Source organism: Variovorax sp. S12S4, from assembly GCF_023195515.1.
GTDB lineage: Bacteria > Pseudomonadota > Gammaproteobacteria > Burkholderiales > Burkholderiaceae_C > Variovorax.
Genome location: NZ_JALPKR020000002.1, coordinates 3,702,762 through 3,721,182, shown reverse-complemented (window position 1 = coordinate 3,721,182; position 18,421 = coordinate 3,702,762). Strand labels below are relative to the sequence as shown.

15 protein-coding genes and 3 pseudogenes are annotated in these 18,421 nt (G+C 66.7%); 6 read left to right on the top strand and 12 right to left on the bottom strand.

The features are described from left to right. Nucleotides 1-3 precede the first annotated feature (3 nt). Both M0765_RS18275 and sugE read left to right on the top strand, forming a co-directional pair. A complete protein-coding gene (locus M0765_RS18275) occupies nucleotides 4-1,137 on the top strand; it encodes an HPP family protein (protein ID WP_258505228.1) in 1,134 nt (377 codons plus the stop codon). A gap of 19 nt (nucleotides 1,138-1,156) precedes the next feature. After that, nucleotides 1,157-1,477 carry a quaternary ammonium compound efflux SMR transporter SugE gene (sugE, locus tag M0765_RS18270; RefSeq protein ID WP_258505226.1) on the top strand — a complete coding sequence of 107 codons (321 nt, stop codon included), beginning with the start codon at nucleotides 1,157-1,159 and terminating at the stop codon, nucleotides 1,475-1,477. Between the two features lie 9 nt (nucleotides 1,478-1,486). Here the strand turns inward: sugE and M0765_RS18265 are convergent, their stop codons facing one another. From M0765_RS18265 to M0765_RS18255, 3 genes and pseudogenes are all read right to left on the bottom strand, one after another. Continuing rightward, nucleotides 1,487-2,473: a tripartite tricarboxylate transporter substrate binding protein gene (locus M0765_RS18265; protein ID WP_258505225.1), complete on the bottom strand. Its 987-nt coding sequence runs from the start codon at nucleotides 2,471-2,473 to the stop codon at nucleotides 1,487-1,489. Between the two features lie 40 nt (nucleotides 2,474-2,513). Beyond that, complete coding sequence (locus M0765_RS18260; RefSeq protein ID WP_258505223.1) at nucleotides 2,514-3,728, bottom strand: CaiB/BaiF CoA transferase family protein; 1,215 nt, start codon at nucleotides 3,726-3,728, stop codon at nucleotides 2,514-2,516. Next, nucleotides 3,725-4,698: pseudogene (locus tag M0765_RS18255) on the bottom strand (hydroxymethylglutaryl-CoA lyase). Before M0765_RS18255 ends, M0765_RS18260 begins: the two are co-directional and overlap by 4 nt. Before the next feature lie 118 nt (nucleotides 4,699-4,816). Between M0765_RS18255 and M0765_RS18250 the strand changes: the two are divergent. From M0765_RS18250 to M0765_RS18240, 3 genes and pseudogenes are all read left to right on the top strand, one after another. After that, on the top strand, nucleotides 4,817-5,719 hold the full coding sequence (locus tag M0765_RS18250; protein ID WP_258505222.1) for a LysR family transcriptional regulator: 903 nt from the start codon (nucleotides 4,817-4,819) through the stop codon (nucleotides 5,717-5,719). 135 nt (nucleotides 5,720-5,854) lie between these two features. Next, nucleotides 5,855-6,748, top strand: a pseudogene (locus M0765_RS18245) (MBL fold metallo-hydrolase); the annotation flags it as partial. Beyond that, nucleotides 6,742-7,473 (top strand): DsbA family protein, encoded by a 732-nt coding sequence (locus M0765_RS18240; RefSeq protein ID WP_258505220.1) that lies wholly within the window; start codon nucleotides 6,742-6,744, stop codon nucleotides 7,471-7,473. The pseudogene M0765_RS18245 and the gene M0765_RS18240, both read left to right, overlap by 7 nt. A 21-nt stretch (nucleotides 7,474-7,494) precedes the next feature. Here M0765_RS18240 and M0765_RS18235 read toward each other — a convergent pair whose 3' ends face one another. The 9 genes and pseudogenes from M0765_RS18235 to M0765_RS18195 all read right to left on the bottom strand — a co-directional run bounded on the left by M0765_RS18235 (nucleotide 7,495) and on the right by M0765_RS18195 (nucleotide 17,104). After that, a complete protein-coding gene (locus tag M0765_RS18235; RefSeq protein ID WP_258505219.1) occupies nucleotides 7,495-9,195 on the bottom strand; it encodes a tannase/feruloyl esterase family alpha/beta hydrolase in 1,701 nt (566 codons plus the stop codon). Between the two features lie 32 nt (nucleotides 9,196-9,227). Next, nucleotides 9,228-9,931: pseudogene (locus tag M0765_RS18230) on the bottom strand (ABC transporter ATP-binding protein). Beyond that, nucleotides 9,924-10,685, bottom strand: coding sequence for an ABC transporter ATP-binding protein (locus M0765_RS18225; RefSeq protein WP_258505218.1), 762 nt, complete (start codon nucleotides 10,683-10,685; stop codon nucleotides 9,924-9,926). Before M0765_RS18225 ends, M0765_RS18230 begins: the two are co-directional and overlap by 8 nt. After that, complete coding sequence (locus tag M0765_RS18220) at nucleotides 10,682-11,665, bottom strand: branched-chain amino acid ABC transporter permease (RefSeq protein ID WP_258505217.1); 984 nt, start codon at nucleotides 11,663-11,665, stop codon at nucleotides 10,682-10,684. Before M0765_RS18220 ends, M0765_RS18225 begins: the two co-directional genes overlap by 4 nt. Beyond that, nucleotides 11,666-12,538 (bottom strand): branched-chain amino acid ABC transporter permease, encoded by an 873-nt coding sequence (locus tag M0765_RS18215; RefSeq protein ID WP_258505215.1) that lies wholly within the window; start codon nucleotides 12,536-12,538, stop codon nucleotides 11,666-11,668. 315 nt (nucleotides 12,539-12,853) lie between these two features. Beyond that, complete coding sequence (locus tag M0765_RS18210; RefSeq protein ID WP_126747391.1) at nucleotides 12,854-14,029, bottom strand: ABC transporter substrate-binding protein; 1,176 nt, start codon at nucleotides 14,027-14,029, stop codon at nucleotides 12,854-12,856. A 154-nt stretch (nucleotides 14,030-14,183) separates the two neighbouring features. Next, entirely contained in the window at nucleotides 14,184-15,170 is a 987-nt protein-coding gene (locus tag M0765_RS18205) for a PDR/VanB family oxidoreductase (RefSeq protein ID WP_258505212.1), read from the bottom strand. Nucleotides 15,171-15,214: 44 nt separating this feature from the next. Continuing rightward, nucleotides 15,215-15,931, bottom strand: coding sequence for a GntR family transcriptional regulator (locus tag M0765_RS18200; RefSeq protein WP_258505210.1), 717 nt, complete (start codon nucleotides 15,929-15,931; stop codon nucleotides 15,215-15,217). A gap of 66 nt (nucleotides 15,932-15,997) precedes the next feature. Beyond that, nucleotides 15,998-17,104 carry an aromatic ring-hydroxylating dioxygenase subunit alpha gene (locus M0765_RS18195; protein ID WP_258505208.1) on the bottom strand — a complete coding sequence of 369 codons (1,107 nt, stop codon included), beginning with the start codon at nucleotides 17,102-17,104 and terminating at the stop codon, nucleotides 15,998-16,000. 144 nt (nucleotides 17,105-17,248) lie between these two features. Here M0765_RS18195 and M0765_RS18190 point away from each other — a divergent pair, with 144 nt between their 5' ends. Further along, the gene (locus M0765_RS18190) at nucleotides 17,249-18,370 is read left to right on the top strand and encodes a 5-methyltetrahydropteroyltriglutamate--homocysteine S-methyltransferase (protein ID WP_126747395.1); all 1,122 of its coding nucleotides are present in this window, start codon (nucleotides 17,249-17,251) and stop codon (nucleotides 18,368-18,370) included. Nucleotides 18,371-18,421: the final 51 nt, after the last annotated feature.

The following is an 18,421-nucleotide window of genomic DNA, read 5'->3' as shown; positions in this document are numbered from 1 at the left end:
GCCATGCCGCAGCTTTCCGCTTTGCTGACGCATGCGCGCGCCTGGCTGCCGGGCCGCAACACCGTCGACGTGCGCGAGCGCATGCGCGCCGTGGGCGGCGCGGTAATCGGCCTGCTCATCACCGCGCTGCTGTGCCGCTGGATGGCCGAGGCCGCGGGCATCAGCGTCTGGCTGATTGCGCCGATGGGCGCGAGCGCGGTGCTGGTGTTCGCGGTGCCCGCAAGCCCGCTGGCGCAGCCCTGGTCGGTGATCGTGGGCAACACGCTGTCCACGCTGGTGGGCATTGCCTGCGTGCGCTGGGTGCCGGATGCGGCCTGGGCCGCGGCGCTGGCTGTCGGCGCGGCCATCGGGCTGATGTTTGCGACGCGCAGCCTGCATCCTCCGGGCGGTGCCGCCGCGCTGCTCGCGGTGCTGACGCACACCACCGACTTTTCGGCGGCGCTGTTCCCCACCCTCGTGAACTCGCTGCTGCTGGTGCTGGCCGGCGTGGCCTACAACACGTTCACCGGCAGGCGCTACCCGCACGTGCAGGTGGCGCGGCCGCCCTCGGCCGACGCCCGCTTCAGCCAGGCCGACATCGATGCGGTGCTGGCCCGCTACAACCAGGTGCTGGACATCAGCCGCGACGACCTCGAATCGCTCATCCAGCAGACCGAGCTCGAGTCGTACAAGCGGCGCCTCGGCACGCTGCACTGCGCCGACATCATGTCGCGCGAGCCGGTGTCGGTGGAGTTCGGCACGCCGCTGCAAGAGGCCTGGACGCTGATGAACCAGCGCCGCATCAAGGCGCTGCCCGTCATCGACCGCACGCGCCGCGTGGTCGGCATCGTGACGCAGGCCGACTTCTTTCGCATGCTCGACCTGGAGCACCACGAAGGCATTGCGGGACGCCTGCGCGACCTGATACGCGCCACGCGCACCGTGGTGTCGAACAAGCCCGAAGTGGTCGGCCAGATCATGACGCGCCAGGTGCGCGTGGCCAGCGCCGACCGCCCGGTCGTCGACCTGGTGCCGCTGTTCTCCGAAGGCGGCCACCACCATATCCCCATCATCGACCATGAAAGGCGGCTCACCGGCATGATCACGCAGTCGGATTTCGTGCGCGCGCTCTACCGCGCCGTGCGGCCCGAGAACTGAAACCTTTCAAGGAGCGCACATGGCGTGGGTCGTGTTGTTGGTGGCGGGTCTGCTCGAGATGGGCTGGGCCATAGGTCTCAAGTACACCGAAGGATTTACCAGGCTGTGGCCCTCCATCTGCACCGCCATTTCGATGGTGCTGAGCGTAGTGCTGCTGGGCTGGGCGATGCGATCGCTGCCCGTGGGCACGGCCTATGCGGTATGGACAGGCATCGGCGCGGTGGGCACGGTCATCCTGGGCATCGTGCTGTTCCACGAGCCTGCCAACGCGGCGCGGCTGATTTGCGTCGGCCTGATCGTCGCGGGCATTCTCGGGCTCAAGATCACGAGCCCGGCCTGAGCACGCGCTTCATTCCAATACGACGTTCGCCTTCTTCACCAGCGCCGCATAGCGCGCGGCTTCGCTTTTGAAGTAGCTCGCGGCCTGTTCGGGCGAAGTGGGCTTGATGACGTTGCCCTGCTTGTCCATGGCCTCGCGCACCTCTTCGCTCGTGAAAGCCGCAGCCACCGCGGCGTGCGCGCGCTGGATGTCGGCGGCTTGCATCTTCGGCGGGCCGATCACCGCGAACCAGCCCTCGACCGCGTAGTTGGCCAAGCCCTGCTCCGCAATCGTCTGGATATCGGACGCCGCCGGCGAGCGCTGCGCGCTGCACAGGCCTATGGCCCGCAGCGCACCGCTCTTGAGGTGCGGCTGCACCGCGGGCAATGCCACCACGCCCATCTCGACCTGGCCCGCGATCATGTCGGTGACCATGGGGCCGGTGCCCTTGTAGGGAATGTGCCGCGCCTTCACGCCGGCCTCTTCCATGAACATCTCGCCGGCCAGGTGGATGATGGTGCCGTTGCCCGACGAAGCGTAGTTGTAGGTGTCGGGCTTGGCGCGCAGCAGTGCCACCAGCTCCTTCACATTCTTGGCGGGGAGCTTCGGGTTGACCACCAGCACCAGTGGCGTCGCGCCCACGATGCTGATCGGCGTCACGTCCGCGATGGCGTCGAAGGGCATCTTCTTGTACACGGCCGGGTTGATGACGTGGTTGTTCGACACCATGCCGAGCGTGAGCCCGTCGGGCGCGGCCTTGACCACCACAGAAGTGCCGGTGATGCCGCCCGCACCGGGCAGGTTCTCGATCACCACCGGCTGGCCGAAGGCCTTGCCGAGCGCAACCGATGCCGCGCGCGCGATGGCATCCACGCCCGAACCGGCACTGATCGGCAGGATGAAGCGAATGGGTTTGTCGGAGCCCTGCGCGAGCGCGGGGCACGCAGCCAGTGCGGCGGCGGCAGCGCCAAAACCCAGTACGGCGCGGCGGGTCATCGGGGGAAGCATCGTGTGCATGGTCTTGTCTCTCTTTATGGTTTTCGAAGAAAAATCGCGCTCAGGCGATGGCCAATTCGGCCTGCATGGCCGCCACCTGCGCATCGGCATAGCCGAGTTCGGCCAACAGCTCACGCGTGTGTTCGCCGAGCATCGGCGGATCGAGCCGCACGCCCAGTCGCTCGCCGCCCAGCGTGATCGGGAACAGCGTGGTCTGCGCGGTTTCTCCTGCGCGCTCGCCGTCGGGAAGGCGGATGTCGGCAAGACCGCCGGTGGCCTTCAGGTGCGGATCCTCGTAGAGGTCTTCTGGCCGCACGATGGGCGCAAACGGCAGGCCGCGCGCCTCGAAGATCGCCGACAGTTCGGCGGCCGAGCGGTCGGCCAGCCGGCCGCGCAAGTCTGCGAGCAAGGCGGGCCGCACGCGAACCCGATCGTTGTTGGTGCGCAAGGCGGGGTCGGCCTTCAGGTCGTCGAAGCCGAGCGCATCGCAGAACACCCGCCATTGCGCGTCGCTCACCGCGGCCAGAAAAATCTGCTCGCCGTCCTTCACGGTGAACACGTCGTACAGCGCCCAGGCCGAGATGCGCTCGGGCATCGGCGCCGCGGCCTGGCCGGTGATGGCGTACTGCAGCATGTGCTGGCCAACCAGGAACACGTTGTTCTCGAACAGCGCGGACTGCACCTCCTGGCCCTTGCCGGTCTGTATGCGCTGCATCAACGCGGCCATCGCGCCGATTGCGCCGAACATGCCGCCCATGATGTCGTTTACGCTGGTGCCCGCGCGCAGCGGGTCACCGGGCCGGCCCGTCATGTAGGCGAGGCCGCCCATCATCTGCACCACCTCGTCGAGCGCGGTGCGGTGCTCGTAGGGTCCGGGCAGAAAACCGGTGTGGTTCACATACACCAGCCGCGGGTTGAGCTTGCCGAGCGCGGCATAGCCGAGCCCGTACTTGTCCATGGTGCCGGGCCTGAAGTTCTGCGCCACCACGTCGGCGGTGGCGCACAGGCGCAGCGCCGCCTCGAGCCCTTGCGGGTGGCGGAGGTCGAGCGCAATGCTCTTCTTGTTGCGGTTGAACATCGGGAAAAAGCCAGCGCCAGCGCCCAGCAGCTGCCGAGTGCGGTCGCCTTCGATGGGTTCGACCTTGATGACCTCCGCGCCCAGGTCGGCCAGCACCATGCCGCAGGTCGGGCCCATGACCATGTGCGTGAACTCGACCACGCGGATGCCCGTGAGCGGCAGGCGCTTTTCCTCGGGCTTCGTCGTGGTGTCGTTCATGCCGCGACTCCGGCGCCCGCCGCAAAGGTCTTCGGAAAGCCGGCGCGCCACACGGTGCCCTGCAGCGTCTCGCCTTCCAGCCAACCCGCCACGCGCTGGCGCAGTTCGAGCAGCTTCGGCAGATCGACACCGGTGCGCACGCCCATGCTCTCGAGCATGAAGACGAGGTCTTCGGTGTCGACGTTGCCGCTCGCGCCCGGCGCATGCGGGCAGCCGCCGATGCCGGCCAGGCAGGCGTCGAAGCGCGAGATGCCGACTTCCAGCGCGGCATACACGTTGGCAAGACCGAGGCCGCGCGTGTCGTGGAAGTGGCCGCACCAGAGGCGGTCGCCCGCGATGCGCCGTGCGCGCTCGAACAGGCTGCGGACCATGGCGGGATCGGCATAGCCGACGGTGTCCGCCAGGCCCACCCGGTCAGCCCCCGCATCGAGCAGCGCCTGCATCAGGCGCAGCACCTCTTCCGTATCTACGTGGCCCTGGATGGTGCAGCCGAAGGCGGTGCCCACGCCGCCCTCGATCATCGTTTTGGAGCCCGCGGCATCGCGCGCGCGCGGATGCGGGCGACCTCGGCCACCACTTCGTCGGGCGTCTTGCGCAGGTTGGCCAAGCTGTGCGCATGGCTGGCCGACAGCGGCACCATCATCAGGTCGGCCTCACCCGCAATGGCGAGTTCCGCGCCCCGCAGGTTGGGCACCAGCACCGAAGTGAAAAGCCCCGGCAGCGTCTTCGCGTAGGCCAGCAGTTCGGCCGTGTCCGCCAGTTGCGGCAGCAGGCGGGCGGGCACGAAGGAGCCGACTTCGATCTCGCGCTGCCCGGCGGCATGCGCGTCGCGAATCCACCCGAGCTTCTGCGCGGTGGGCAGCGTTCTCGCGATGCTCTGCAGGCCGTCGCGGAGGCCCACTTCGCGGACGACCGCGCTGGGCGGCAAAAAGGCGTGAGCGGCGGGTGCTGCTACCGATACATCGTTCAAAGGTGTCTCCTTCGTGGTCTGGCGCCGATGTTAGGAGTTCCCATTCGAATCAGAAAATAGATTTTGGAAGCCAATTCGTTCCAAAATGGAATACCACATCTCAAGACCCGGCAACCACATGAGAGACCTCGACCTGACCACCCTCCGCCTCTTCGTCTCCGTGTGCGAAACCCGCAGCATCGCGCGCGCCGGGGAGCAAGCCAGCATCGTCGGCTCGGCCATCAGCAAGCGGCTCGCGCAGCTCGAAGACGCCGTCGGCACGCCGCTGCTGCTGCGCAAGCGCCGCGGCGTGGTGCCTACGCCGGCCGGCGAAACCTTGCTGGAGCATGCGCGCGCGATGCTCGGCAGCGCGCAGCGCATCGAGCGCGACATGGCTGCATATGCAAGCGGAGCGCGGGGGCATGTGCGCATCCTCGCGTCGGCCTCGGTCATGGCCGAATCGCTGGCCGAAGACGTGGCCAACTTTCTGCAGAACCCGGCGCACCGCGACATCCGGGTCGACATGGAAGAGCGCGTGAGCCCCGAGATAGTGCGCGGCATTCGCGAGGGCAGCGCATCGATTGGCCTGTGCTGGGACGCCGCCGACCTCGAAGGCCTGCAGCGGCGCAGCTACCGCACCGACCACCTCGCCGTGGTCGCACACCCCTTGCACCCGGCGGCACGCCGCGGCAAGGTGCGCTTCGAGGATGTGCTCGAGCACGAGTTTGTCGGCATGCCGGCGCTGAGCGCCGTGCAGCTGATGCTCGCGCGCGAAGCCGCCGTCGCCGGCAAGCCGCTGGCCTATCGCGTACTGGTGAGCAACTTCGACGCCGCGCTGCGCGTGGTGCGCGCGGGGTTGGCGATCAGCGTGGTGCCCGCGGAAGTGGCGCAGCCCTTTGCCGACGCCTATGGACTCAGGCTCATGCCACTCACCGACGCCTGGGCGCGCCGCCGCTTCGCCATCTGCTTTCGCGGCGAAGAGACACTGTCGCTGGCGGCGCAGTTGCTGGTGGCGCATCTCGAAAAGTGCGCCACGGACTGACCGCCCGGAATGCAATTCGACCGAAAACAGAAACTATTCGTTGGTCGAATCGGGATTTTTGTTTCTTTTATAGAAACCTACCATCGGGCCTGTCACGTTGTCACCCATCAAGCCTATTCAACCGAAAGACCCGACATGTTCCGCAGAAGCCTTCTCTCCGCCGCCGCCCTTTCCGCCACGCTGTCCCTCGCCTCGCTCGCAGCTCATGCGGCCGAGCCGCTGAAGCTGGACGTGTACAACCCCGGCGCCAAGTCGATGTTCCCGGTGTCTTCCGAACTGGTCACCGGTCAGGCCGACGCCGTGCTGATCGACGCGCAGTTCCAACGCAACGACGCCGAGGCGCTGGTGCAGAAGATCAAGGCCACCGGCAAGAAGCTGACCACGGTCTACATCAGCCACAGCGACCCCGACTACTACTTCGGCCTCGACGTGATCCAGGCCGCCTTCCCCGACGCGAAGATCGTAGCCACGCCGCAGACCGTGGCCGCCATCCAGGCATCGAAGGACGGCAAGCTCGCGCACTGGGGCCCCATCCTGAAGGAGAACGCGCCCAAGGCGCTGGTCGTGCCCGAGCCGCTGGCCGGCGACAGCATCGAACTCGAAGGCCGCAAGATCCAGGTAGTGGGCCTCGACGGCCCGACGCCTGCGCGCACCTTCGCGTGGATTCCCTCCATCAAGGCCGTGGTCGGCGGCGTGCCCGTGTCGGCCAACATCCACCTGTGGGTGGCCGACACGCAAACGCCCGAATCGCGGCGCGACTGGATCAAGACGCTCGGCCGCATCGAAGCGCTGCGCCCCAAGACCGTGGTGCCCGGCCACTTCGAACCCAATGCGGATGGATCGATGCCCTACTCGGTGGCTTCGGTGAAGTTCACGCGCAGCTACCTGCAGGCCTTCGAAACCGAAGCCGCCAAAGCCAAGGATTCGGCCGCGCTGGTCGCCGCCATGAAGAAGCGCTACCCCAAGCTGCAGCACGCTTCGTCGCTCGAACTGAGCGCCAAGGTGATCAAGGGAGAAATGAAATGGCCGCAGTGAACGACAGCAACAGCCCCACGCTGCACTACATCTTCGATCCGATGTGCGGCTGGTGCTACGCGGCCGCACCGCTGGTCGACGCGGCGCGCAGCGTGCCGGGCCTCAGGGTCGAGTTCCACGGCGGTGGCATGATGACCGGTGCCAACCGGCGGCCCATCACCGCGCAGTGGCGCGACTACGTGATGCCGCACGACCGGCGCATTGCCGAGCTCACCGACCAGCCCTTCGGCGAAGGCTACTTCGAAGGGCTGCTGCGCGACATCGGCGCGGTCATGGACTCGGAGCCGCCGACTACCGCAGTGCTCGCGGCTGAGGCGCTGCGGTCAGGTGGCGGCCTCGACATGATCCACCGGCTGCAGCGCGCGCACTATGTCGAAGGCCGGCGCATTGCCGACCTGGACGTGCTCACCTCGGTGGCCGCGGAGCTTGGCTTCGATGCCGAGGCCTTTGCATCGGCGTTCGCACGACTGTCCGGCGAGGCGACCTCCCGGCATATCGCGGAGAGCCGGCAGCTGCTGCAGCGCGCAGGTGGCCAGGGCTTTCCGACCTTTGTGCTGGCACACGCCGATGGCACTGCGAGCCGCATCGACATCGGTCCGTGGCTCGGCCGCGCCGACGAGTGGAAGGCTCAACTGGCCACGCTTGCAGCACCTTTTGGCGCTGCGGCAAAGGCTGGGGCCGGCCAGGCATCGTGCGGCCCCGGCAGCTGCGCAATCTAGGCCATCACAGCCTTCGCGCTGTTACCTGCTGCACTGAAAGCTGCCCGCCTGCGATGCGTCGCCACCCGTGTAGCGCGGCCACAGCGGCCATTCGCACAGCGGGCGCGCACGCACGACCCTGAACGGCGGCTGCACTTCCTGCTCGGCCAACTGCAGGCCGGCCGGCGCACGGCCGCGTTCGACCCAGTCGGCCAGCGCGCCGAGCATGTCGACATTGGCGGGCGCGCCGGCGCCCACGTGGTCCACGCCCGGCGCGGTGTAAAGGCGCATGAAGCGGTCGACGTTGTCGCGCCCCATGCGCGCCACCACCGATTCGTAATAGCGAATGCCCGCGAACGGGCTCTGGGCGTAGTCGGCCATGTGCTCGAGCATCAGCAGCTTGCCGCCGCGAGCCTGGAACGCGCCGAGATCGGGATTGGTCGAATCCATCAGCTGCGACACCGTGGCAATGCGCGCAGCGAAGTCTTCCGCGCGGTAGTTGCGCACGTCGAGCGACGGATTGCGCGCATAGAAATACTGCAGCGCCCCGCTGCCGTAGAACCATGCAATGCCGTTGCTCTGTTGCGGCGGCACCGTGGGCGCGGCAGTGCCAGTCCACCACGCGTTCCAGCCGCCCGTGGCTGCAAAGGCCGGCGTGCCTTCGCCCCCGATGCCCCAGCCCGGGTACTCGGTCACTCCATTCGCCAGCGGCACGGGTGAGCGCCATGGCGAGCGCAGCGTGCGCACCGCCTGCACCTGTGCATCGTTCAGGCAGTTGTCGCCGCTGGTGCCGGCGGCGCAGCGCAGGCTCGCGGGATCGAAGCGCTGCAGGCAGGCCATCGGGTTCGACACGATGCCGTCCGCCACACCGTCCGTTGTGTCGCATGACGCGAGCACAGCGTTGTGCACCAGTTGCACCTGCGCGGGCCGCAGCCATCCTTCGCCCATGGTGGCGATGCCGTTGCGCGTGCCGGCGTGTTGCAGTCCTGTCCAGTTGATGACCGGCACGCGGCTGAAGATGCCGTCGAAATCCTGCGGGTAGCGCTGCGCCATGGTGAGCCCTTCGCGGCCGCCTTCGGAGCTGCCCACGAAGTACAGCTTCTGCGGCGCCTGCCCGTAGGCGCGCTGCATCAGCGCCACCGCCACGTCGCGCACCTTCTTGTACGAGGCGTGCGCAAAATTCACCAGCGCCTCGTCGTTGAGCGCAAAGGCCTGCGGCGGCTGGCCCTGCACGTTCTGATGGCCGGAATCGGTGCCGTAGGTCACATAGCCTTGCGCGAGCGGCGTGGGCTGCTCGAAGCGCGCGCCCGGCACCAGCGCAAGGCCGGTGATCAGCACGCCGTTGAAACCGCCGCCGCCGTACTGCACGCTGCGCCCGTTCCACGCAAGCGGCAGGTTGACCTGGAACAGGATGGGCGGCGCCGCCGCATCGAGCGGCGCAATGCGGCCGAGCACCTTGCAGTGCGCGGGCGTAGGCGGCGTGATGCGCGCCGCGGGGGTGCCCGCGCGCTCAGCCACGGCCAGTGCGGCGGCCGGAACAAGCGTGGCCGAGTCGATTGTTGCCGCGCCGCTCGGCAGGCCGATGGCCGCGGGTGCCACCGGCGCAACAAGCGCTGCGCAAGACACCGCCGCATTGGCACCCAGCGTGAGGTTCCGCGGCCCTGTGGTGGTGCTGCAAGCAGCCAGCAATACGGCGGACGCCAGCATGGCGCCCCCGCAAAACACTGTCTTCGGGATCGCCATGCTGTGTGTCTCCTTCTTGTTTGCCGGGACAGTTACCGGGCCACGCCCAGCAATCTTTCAAGCACCTGCGGCTGGCTGCGCAATGCCGCCGCGCTGTCGGTGTGCACGATGGTGCCGTGGTCGAGCACCACCGCGTGGTCGGAAATCGCGAGGATCGCCTGCGGGTGCTGTTCCACGATGATGGCCGCCAGCCCCTCGTCCTGCGTGATGCGGCGGATGGCGCGCAACAGCTCTTCCACGATGATCGGCGCGAGGCCTTCGAGCGGCTCGTCGAGCAGCAGCAGCCGGGGGTTGAGCACCAGCGCGCGACCTACGGCGAGCATCTGCTGCTCGCCGCCCGAAAGCTGCGTGCCCAGGTTGGTCTTGCGCTCGGCCAGGCGCGGGAACATCTCGTAGACGCGCTGCGGGTTCCACTTTCCGGGGCGCTCCACCGCGGTGAGGTTTTCATGCACCGTGAGCGACTTGAAGATGTTGCGCTCTTGCGGCACCCAGCCGATGCCGGCTGCCGCGCGCTGGTGCGGTGCGAGCTTGTGCAGGGCTTGCCCGCCGAGCGTGATGGTTCCGCCATGTTGCCGGGTGGCCCCTGCCAGCGTGTTGATCAGCGTGGTCTTGCCCGTGCCGTTGCGCCCCAACAGCGCCATGGTCTGGCCTTCGCCCAGTGAAAGGCCACGCCGTGCAGCACCACGGCCTCGCCGTAGCCGGCGCTCAGGTTCTCGATGCGCAGCAACTCAGACATGGGCGTGCTCCCCGTGGCCCAGATAGACCTCTTTCACCTTCGGATCGTTGGCAATGGTTTCGGGGTCGCCCTCGGTCAGCAACGTACCGTTGACCAGCACGGTCATGCGGTCGGCAAAGCTGAACACCAGGTCCATGTCGTGCTCGATCAGCAGCACCGACACATCGGCCGGCAATGCGGCGACGGTTTCAAGCAACTCTTCGCGCTCGCCGGCAGGCACGCCAGCCACGGGCTCGTCGAGCAGCAGCACGCGCGGTTCGCAGGCCAGCGCAATCGCAATCTCGAGCAGGCGGCGCTTGCCGTAGGCCATGAATCTCGTCTGCTGCCGGGCCACGTCGCCGAGGTGAAACTGCTCCAGCAGTTGCGCAGCACGTTCGGTCACGGCCTTGGTGGAGCCCAGCGGGCGCCACCATTGCGACGAGATGCCTTGTTGCTGCGACACGACGAGCGCCAGCGTTTCGAGCGGCGTCATCGAATCGAACAGCTGGTTGATCTGGAAGGTGCGCACCAGCCCGCGCGCCACGCGCTTGTGCGGCGCCAGCGTGGTGATGTCTTCGCCGAGCAGCGAGATGCGGCCCTCGGTCGGCACGAGCACGCCGGTCAGCAGGTTGATGAGCGTGGTCTTGCCGGCACCGTTGGGGCCGATCAGCGCATGGCGCGCACCGCGCTTGAGCTCCATGGTGACATTGTTGGTGGCCGTGATGCCGCCGAAGCGCATCACGAGCCCCTGCATCGAAAGCACGGTGTCGGTCATGCGCCGCTCCCTTTTCTCTTGCCCAGCCACGTCCACGGCTTGAGCACGCGGTCGCGCCCCACCAGCACCAGCAGCACCAGCAGCAGGCCGATCCAGAACATCCAGTACTGCGGCGTCACGGCCGAGAGCCAGTTCTGCAGCAGCTTGAAGACGATGGCACCCGCCACACCGCCATAGAGCCAGCCCACGCCGCCGATCACCAGCATGAGCAGCACGTCGGCCGAGCGATCGAAAGCCAGCACGTCGAGCGAGGCAAAGCCCGTGGTCTGCGCCAGCAGCGCGCCCGCGGCACCGGCGATGCCGGCCGCCACGGTATAGATGACCACGAGCCGCGACACCACCGGGATACCGATGGCCATGGCACGCAGGCGGTTGTCGCGAATCGCCTTCAGCGTGGCGCCGAAGGGCGAATGCACGATGCGGCGCATCACAAGGAAGAGCAGCAGCATCACGGCCAGCGAATACCAGGCCGCCGTGCGGCCGTACAGGTCGAACTCGAACAGGCCGAGCACCGGCCCCATCACCACGCCCTGCAGCCCGTCGGCACCGCCGGTGAGCCAGTCGAGCTTGTTGGCAAGCTCGAGCAGCAGCAGCGCGGTGCCGAGCGTGACCATCAACCGCGTGAGGTCGCTGCCCCGCAAAATGGTGACGCTGGCCACGAGACCGAGCATGGCCGACAGCACGGTGGCCACCAACAAGCCCACGGTCGGGTCCGGCATCACGAGCTTGGCGAACAGCGCCGCCGTATACGCGCCAAAGCCAAAGAAGGCCGCGTGGCCGAGCGACACGATGCCCGTGTAGCCGAGGATCAAATCGAGCGACATCGCGAACAGCGCGACGATGGCAATCTCGTTGACCAGCAGCGAATGCGAAGGCATGAGAAACGGCAGCGCAAACGCCACGGCCCACACCAGGAATTCGAGCGGGCGCCAGCGCGCCTTGTGCAACAGGGCCGACTGGTAGGTTGAAGGCTCGTTCATTCAGCGGCCTCCCTTGCGCGTGAACAAGCCCTGGGGCCGCCACATCAATATCAGGATCATGAGCAGGTAGACGGTGAACGCGCCCATCTTGGGAATGAAATACTTGCCCGCCACGTCGGCAATGCCGAGCAGCAGCGCAGCCGCGAGCGGCCCGGTGATCGACGAGGTGCCGCCGACCGACACCACGATCAGGAAATAGATCATGTACTTGAGCGGAAACGTCGGATCGAGGCCGAGGATTTCCGCGCCGAGTGCACCGCCGAGCCCCGCAAGGCCCGAGCCGACCGCAAAGGTCAGCAGGAACACGACATTGACATTGATGCCCAGCCCCGAAGCCACGCGCGGGTCATCCACGGCGGCGCGCAGGCGACTGCCGAACCGGGTCTTCGAAAGAATCAGCTGAAGCACCACCGTGAGCACGGCGCACACGGCAATGATGAAGAGCCGGTAGTGCCCCATGCCAAGCAGCAGCGCACCATCACCAATTTCTGTACGGCCGCGCAGCCATTCGGGCAACTGGATGTTCTGCTGCGACGAGCCGACGAAGTAGTCGATGGCCGCCACGGCCATGAAGGCAAGGCCAATGGAGAACAGCACCTGGTCGAGGTGCGGCTTGCCGTACATGGGCCGGTAGAGCGTTCGCTCGAGCAATGCGCCCGCCAGGGCCACGACGATGAACGCAAGCGGCAGGCAGGCCAGGAACGGCACGCCGAGTTTCTGCATCGCAAACACGGTGAGGTACCCGCCGGCCATGGCGAATGCACCGTGGGCCAGGTTGATGAAGTTCATCAACCCGAGCGTCACGGCCAAGCCTACTGCGAGTACGAAGAGCAGCATGCCGTAGGCGATACCGTCGAAAAGAATGGTCAACATGTCATTTTTTCCGCCACGTTTTTGCGCGGCTGGCTTTCTGGGCGCTGTTGTTCAGGGCTTGTGCAAAGGCCACCGGGTACTCCCCCTCCGCGAATGTCCCCCGGCCTTCGGCCTCCTCCTTTATTTCGCTGCGCGGAGCACCCGATGCCCTGTGCACTTGGGCACGCTCTGGGTGTACTCCTGATCGACAACCGCTCTGAATCACGCACCCGTCGATGGGGTGCCTTGCGCAGCGAAATAAAGGAGGAGGGGCGCAGCCCCGGGGACATTCGCGGAGCAAGGTACCCCGTCGGCGGGTGCGCGCCCTGAAGGCAATTACTTCGCCTTGCCCGGATCCTTCACACCCTTGATCACATCGAACTCGACGTTATAGAGCTGCCCGTCCTTCTTCTCGACCTTGCGCAGATACACGTCCTGCACGATGTCGCGCGTCTGCGCATCGATGTAGACCGGACCGCGCGGGCTCTCGAAGATCTGACCCTTCATGGCTGCGAGCAGTGCGTCGCCCCCGCCCTGCCCCTTGGTGGCCTTGAGCGCTTCGTAGATCACACGCATGCCGTCATAGCCGCCCACGGCCATGAAATTAGGGCGCATTTTCGGGTTGGCCTTCTGGAAGGCCTCGACAAACTTCTTGTTGGTGGGCGAAGGATGCGCGGCCGAATAGTGGTGCGAGGTGACCACGCCCAGCGCGCCATCGCCCATGTCGTTGAGCTGATCGTCATCGGTCACGTCGCCGGTGGCAATCATGCGGATGCCGGCCTTGTCCATGCCGCGCTCGAGAAACTGCTTCATCACCGCCGCGCCTGCGCCCGAGGGCACGAAGACGAACAGCGCATCGGGCTTGAGATCGCGCACCTTCTGCAAGAAAGGCGCGAAGTCGGGGTTGCGCAGCGGCACGCGCAGCTTCTCGACCACCTTGCCGCCGTTGAGCTGGAAGCGCTCGGTAAAGAACTTTTCTGCGTCGTTGCCCGGGCCGTAGTCGGCCACCAGCGTCACGACCGACTTCACGCCGTTCTTGGGTGCCCAGTCGCCCATGGCCACCGACACCTGCGGCAGCGTGAAGCTGCTGCGCACGATGTAGGGCGAGGCTTCGGTAATGCTCGACGTGGCCGCGGCCATCACGACCTGCGGCGTCTTCGATTGGGTGGCCAGCGGCGCTGCGGCCAGCGCGGCCGGCGTGACGCCAAAGCCGGCGATCACGTTCACCTTGTCGTTCACGATGAGTTCCTGTGCCAGGCGCTTGGTCACGTCCGGCGTGGCCACGTCGTCCTTGACGATCAGCTCGATCTTCTTGCCCGCAACCGTGTCGCCGTTCTGCGCCATGTACAGCCGGGCGGCTGCTTCGATCTGCCGGCCGGTGGAGGCCTGCTGGCCCGTCATGGGCAGGATGAGGCCGATCTTGAACTTGTTGCTGTCTTGCGCGCTGGCAAGCGACATGGAAAGCGCGAGCGCCGTGAGGCCTGCGGTCTGGATGAGTTGGCGTCTTTGCATGAGGTTTTCCTTGGAGAGACGGAATGCGAACCAGGGGCCATTTTTCAACACTTTGCAACATGCGGCGGAGCAGGCAATCACCTACTCCGCGCCCGAGCCGGGGCTTTGTTGCGCGATGAACAAATGAACTGCGCGATGATCGCGCAGCGGGTTTTCAGCTGTCGGGCCGGTACGAAGAGTCGAGCGTGAGGGTGCCCACGGCACGCGACACGCAGGCGCAGATGCGAGTGGTCGCCTGCTTCTCGTGTTCGCTCAGGAACACGTCGCGGTGGTCGACCTCTCCGTCGACGGCAAGCACATCCATGGCGCACAGGCCGCACTCGCCGCGCTTGCAATCCCACAGCGTTTCCACGCCGGCGGCGTCCAGTGCCTCGAGCAAGGTGCAATCGGCCGGCACGGTAATCGCCAGGTCGTGCCGCGGAATGCGTACCGTGAAAGCCTGCGTTGCGAGCCGCCCGCTGCTGCCGAAGGTTTCGAAGCGCAGGTCTGCCGGGGCGCGGCCCGCGGCTTGCCAGGCGCGCTTGACGGCTTCGAGCATGGGCACCGGCCCGCAGGTGTAGAGCTGGCCGCCCTGCGGCAGCGCCGCGATGGCCGCTGCAAAGTCGATGGGTGCCGCGCCCTCATGTGCCGCAATGTCGTCGCCCAACGCTTGGCGCAACCGATCGAGATAAGCGAACTCTCCGGCATGGCGCGCGCCATAGAGCATCTTCACGGGCACGCCGGTGCGCCGCGCATGCTCGCCCAGGCGCTCGGCCATCAGCACCAGCGGCGTAATGCCGATGCCGCCGGCCACCAGCAGGTAGCCCGGTGCGCTGGTGTCGAGCAAAAAATGGTTCTGCGGCGCGCTCACCTGCAACCGGTCGCCCACGGCCAGGCGCCACATTGCGAGCGAGCCGCCGCGGCCGTCGTCGAGCCGCTTCACGGCAATGCGCCAGCACTGGCCGTCGCCTTCGCCCACCATCGAGTAAGAGCGTGTCTGCAGCTTGCCCTGCGTCGTCATCACCTGCACCTGCAGGTGCGAACCGGGCTCGTAGGTGGTGGCAAAGCCCGGCTCTGGCCGCAGTTCGAACTCACGCACCGTGGGCGTGACGTCGCGCAGCGCAACGACCTGCGCCTGCATCCATTGAAGATCGCTTTTCATCGGGGGAACACCAACAGCAAAAAAGGAAGAGAAAGGCCGCTCGCTCAGCCGCGCCGGCGGATCAGTTGCACGCCGGGCAGCGCACGCCGCTCGGCGCCGGGCGTGCCGTGCAGCGCCTCGCGCAGGTTGCGGCGCGCAATGCGGCTGTGCTCGCGCATCAGCGCCTCGGCGCGCGAACCCTCGCCGGCCTCGATGGCGTCGAGCACCTGCAGGTGCTGGTCTTGCGCAATGACGAGCATGTCGCGCGCGGCGGGCGAATTGGCCTGCACGACGACAAAGCCCGAGGGCGAAGCGAACGGCAGGTTGATCACGCGGTCGAGCTGCTGCGCAATGACCGGGCTGGCCGCCATTTCGCACAGCAGCGCGTGAAACTTTTCGTTGTGCGTGACGTAGCGCGAAAAAGCCGCATCGTCGAGCGCGGGTTCGCGCAGCAGTTCGTCGATGCGTGCCAGGCAGGCGCGCGCCTCGCGCAGCACCACGGGCGCCGCGCCGCGCTCGGCCGCGAGCCGCGCCACCAGGCCTTCGAGCGTGCCGCGCAGTTCGATGGCATCGGCCACGTCGCGCTCGGAAAACGTACGCACCGCATAGCCGCCGTTGGGCAGCGCCTCGAGCAGGCCCTCTTGCTCCAGCCGCATGAGCGCGCTGCGCACCGGCGTGCGCGAGACGCCGAGCTGCTCGGAGATGGCGACTTCGGCAATGCGCGCGCCGCCCGGCAGTTCGCCGGCCAAAATCATTTCGCGCAGGCGCAACTGCGCCTTCACGGCCTGCGAGCTGCCGCCGTCGCCGGCTTCGATCGGCGATACGGGAGACGGAGGTGGCTGCGGCCTTCATGCGGCCTGCTTCTCGGCGGGGCGAATCGGAATCGCGGCGCGCGCGGGCTTTTCCTTCTCGATCATGCGGTCGATCAGGCGGCGCGCCCACATTGAGCCGGCGTCGATGTTCAGGTTGTAGAACTGGTGGTCCGGGCGCTCGTCCATCGCCTTCTGCTGCGCCTCGAGCACGATCTCGTCCTCGCGGAAGATGCTGGCGACGCCTTCGCGCAGCTCATGCGTGAGCCGCTGTTCGCCCAGGCAGTAGTTGCGCGCAAAGGCCCAGAAGTAGAGGCAGGTCTTGTCCGTCTCGGGCGTGATGGTGTTCAGCACATAGCCGTTCACGCCCTTGCTGCGGTCGCCGGGGTTGCCGTCCTTCGGCACCGCACCGCTGCCCGCCTCGGCCACGCCCACGTCGATGTTCACGGTGCATGGCCCCTCGAAGCGGATGATCTGCCAGCGATCGACCTTGCCGGTGTAGCCGCGCGCATGGCGAATCTGCCCGCCCCAGAACGGCGGCGCGTCGATGCTTTCCATCCAGCGCGTGACGGTGGCCGAACGGTCGCCGTGCGTGGCAACGAAGGGCGCCTCGGCCACTTCGCGGTTGCCGATGGAAGAGCCGTGCACGAAGGTCTCGTGTGTCAGGTCCATTAGGTTGTCGACCACCAGGCGGTAGTCGCAGGCCACGCGAATCATCTTGCCGTCGCCGGCCCAGGCCGGGTCGTCGTTCCAGTGCATGTCGGGCACCAGCGCCGGGTCGGCCTTGGCCGGATCGCCGGGCCAGATCCAGACGAAGCGGTGCTTCTCCACCACTGGAAAGCTGCGCACGCAGGCCGAGGGATTGAGCGTTTCCTGGCTGGGCATGTGGATGCAGCGGCCCTGGCTGTTGTAGACCAGGCCGTGGTAGCCGCACACCACCTCGTCGCCTTCGAGCTTGCCGAGCGACAGCGGCATCAACCGGTGCCAGCAGGCATCTTCGAGCGCGGCGACCTGGCCGTCGGTGCGGCGGAACAGCACCAGTTTTTCATTGCAGATGGTGCGCGGCAGCAGCGCGTGACGCACTTCGACGTCGTAGGCGGCGGCATACCAGGCGTTCAGCGGGAAAGTGGGCTTTGGCATCTTCATGAATACTCAATGTATACAGAAATCAGAAAAAAGCCACTGGGAATCGCTGAATTCAGGGTAATTACCGAGATTGATGTATACAGGCGAGCAAGTTTCCAAGGCGATACGATGCTCGATTCGTTTACAGCCACGACGGAGATTTCAATGTCCCAGCACGCCGCCCTGCCCGCCCGCTATGACCACGTCGGCAGTTTTCTGCGTCCCAAATACCTGCTCGAAGCGCGCGAGCAGAACGCCAAGGGCGAGATCACGCCCGAGCAGCTGCGCAAGGTCGAAGACAAGGCCATCACCGAGATCGTCCGGTTCCAGGAAGACATCGGCCTGAAGAGCATTACCGACGGCGAGTTCCGCCGCACGTACTTCCACATCGACTTTCTCGACCAGCTCGGCGGCGTGAAGACCGACATTCCGGTCACCATCCGCAAGCCCGACGGCACCGAGGAACTGGCGCCGCCCGCAATGCGCGTGATCGACAAGGTGCGCCACGTCAAGGACATACAGCTGGCCGACTTCCAGTACCTCAAGAGCCAGGTGTCCGCGGGCCGCACGCCGAAGGTGACCATTCCCTCGCCCACCATGCTGCACTTCCGCGGCGGCCGCGCCGGCATCAGCAAGGACGCGTATCCAGAGCTCGACCCCGTGTTCTACGACGACGTGGCCAAGGCCTATGGCGACGAGCTGCGCTCGCTGGCCGCGGCGGGCTGCACCTACGTGCAGATGGACGACACCAACCTGGCCTACCTGTGCGACGAGCACATGCGCGAAGCCGCACGCAAGCGCGGCGACGACCCGAACGAGCTGCCGCACCGCTACGCCGCCTTCATCAACAAGGTGGTGGCGCAGAAGCCGCCGGGCATGCTGCTGGCCATGCACCTGTGCCGCGGCAACTTCAAGAGCACGCACGCCGCGGCGGGCAACTACGAGCCCGTGGCCGAGGCGCTCTTGAAGGAGATGGACCTGGACGCCTACTTCATGGAATACGACGACGCGCGTTCGGGCGACTTCAAGCCGCTGCGCTACCTGCCCAAGGGCAAGACCGTGGTGCTGGGCCTCGTGACCACCAAGTTCGGCGAAATGGAAGACAAGGACGAGCTCAAGCGCCGCATCGAGGACGCCGCCAAGTACGCGCCGCTCGAACAGCTCGCGCTGTCGCCGCAGTGCGGCTTCTCGAGCACGGTGCACGGCAACAACATTGCGGTGGAAGCGCAACGCAACAAGCTGCGCCTGGTGGTCGAGACGGCGCAAGAGGTGTGGGGCTCGACCTGAAATAACGCCGCCCCCTCGGCGGGGGCCCGAGCGCCTCTTCTGGTCAAATTG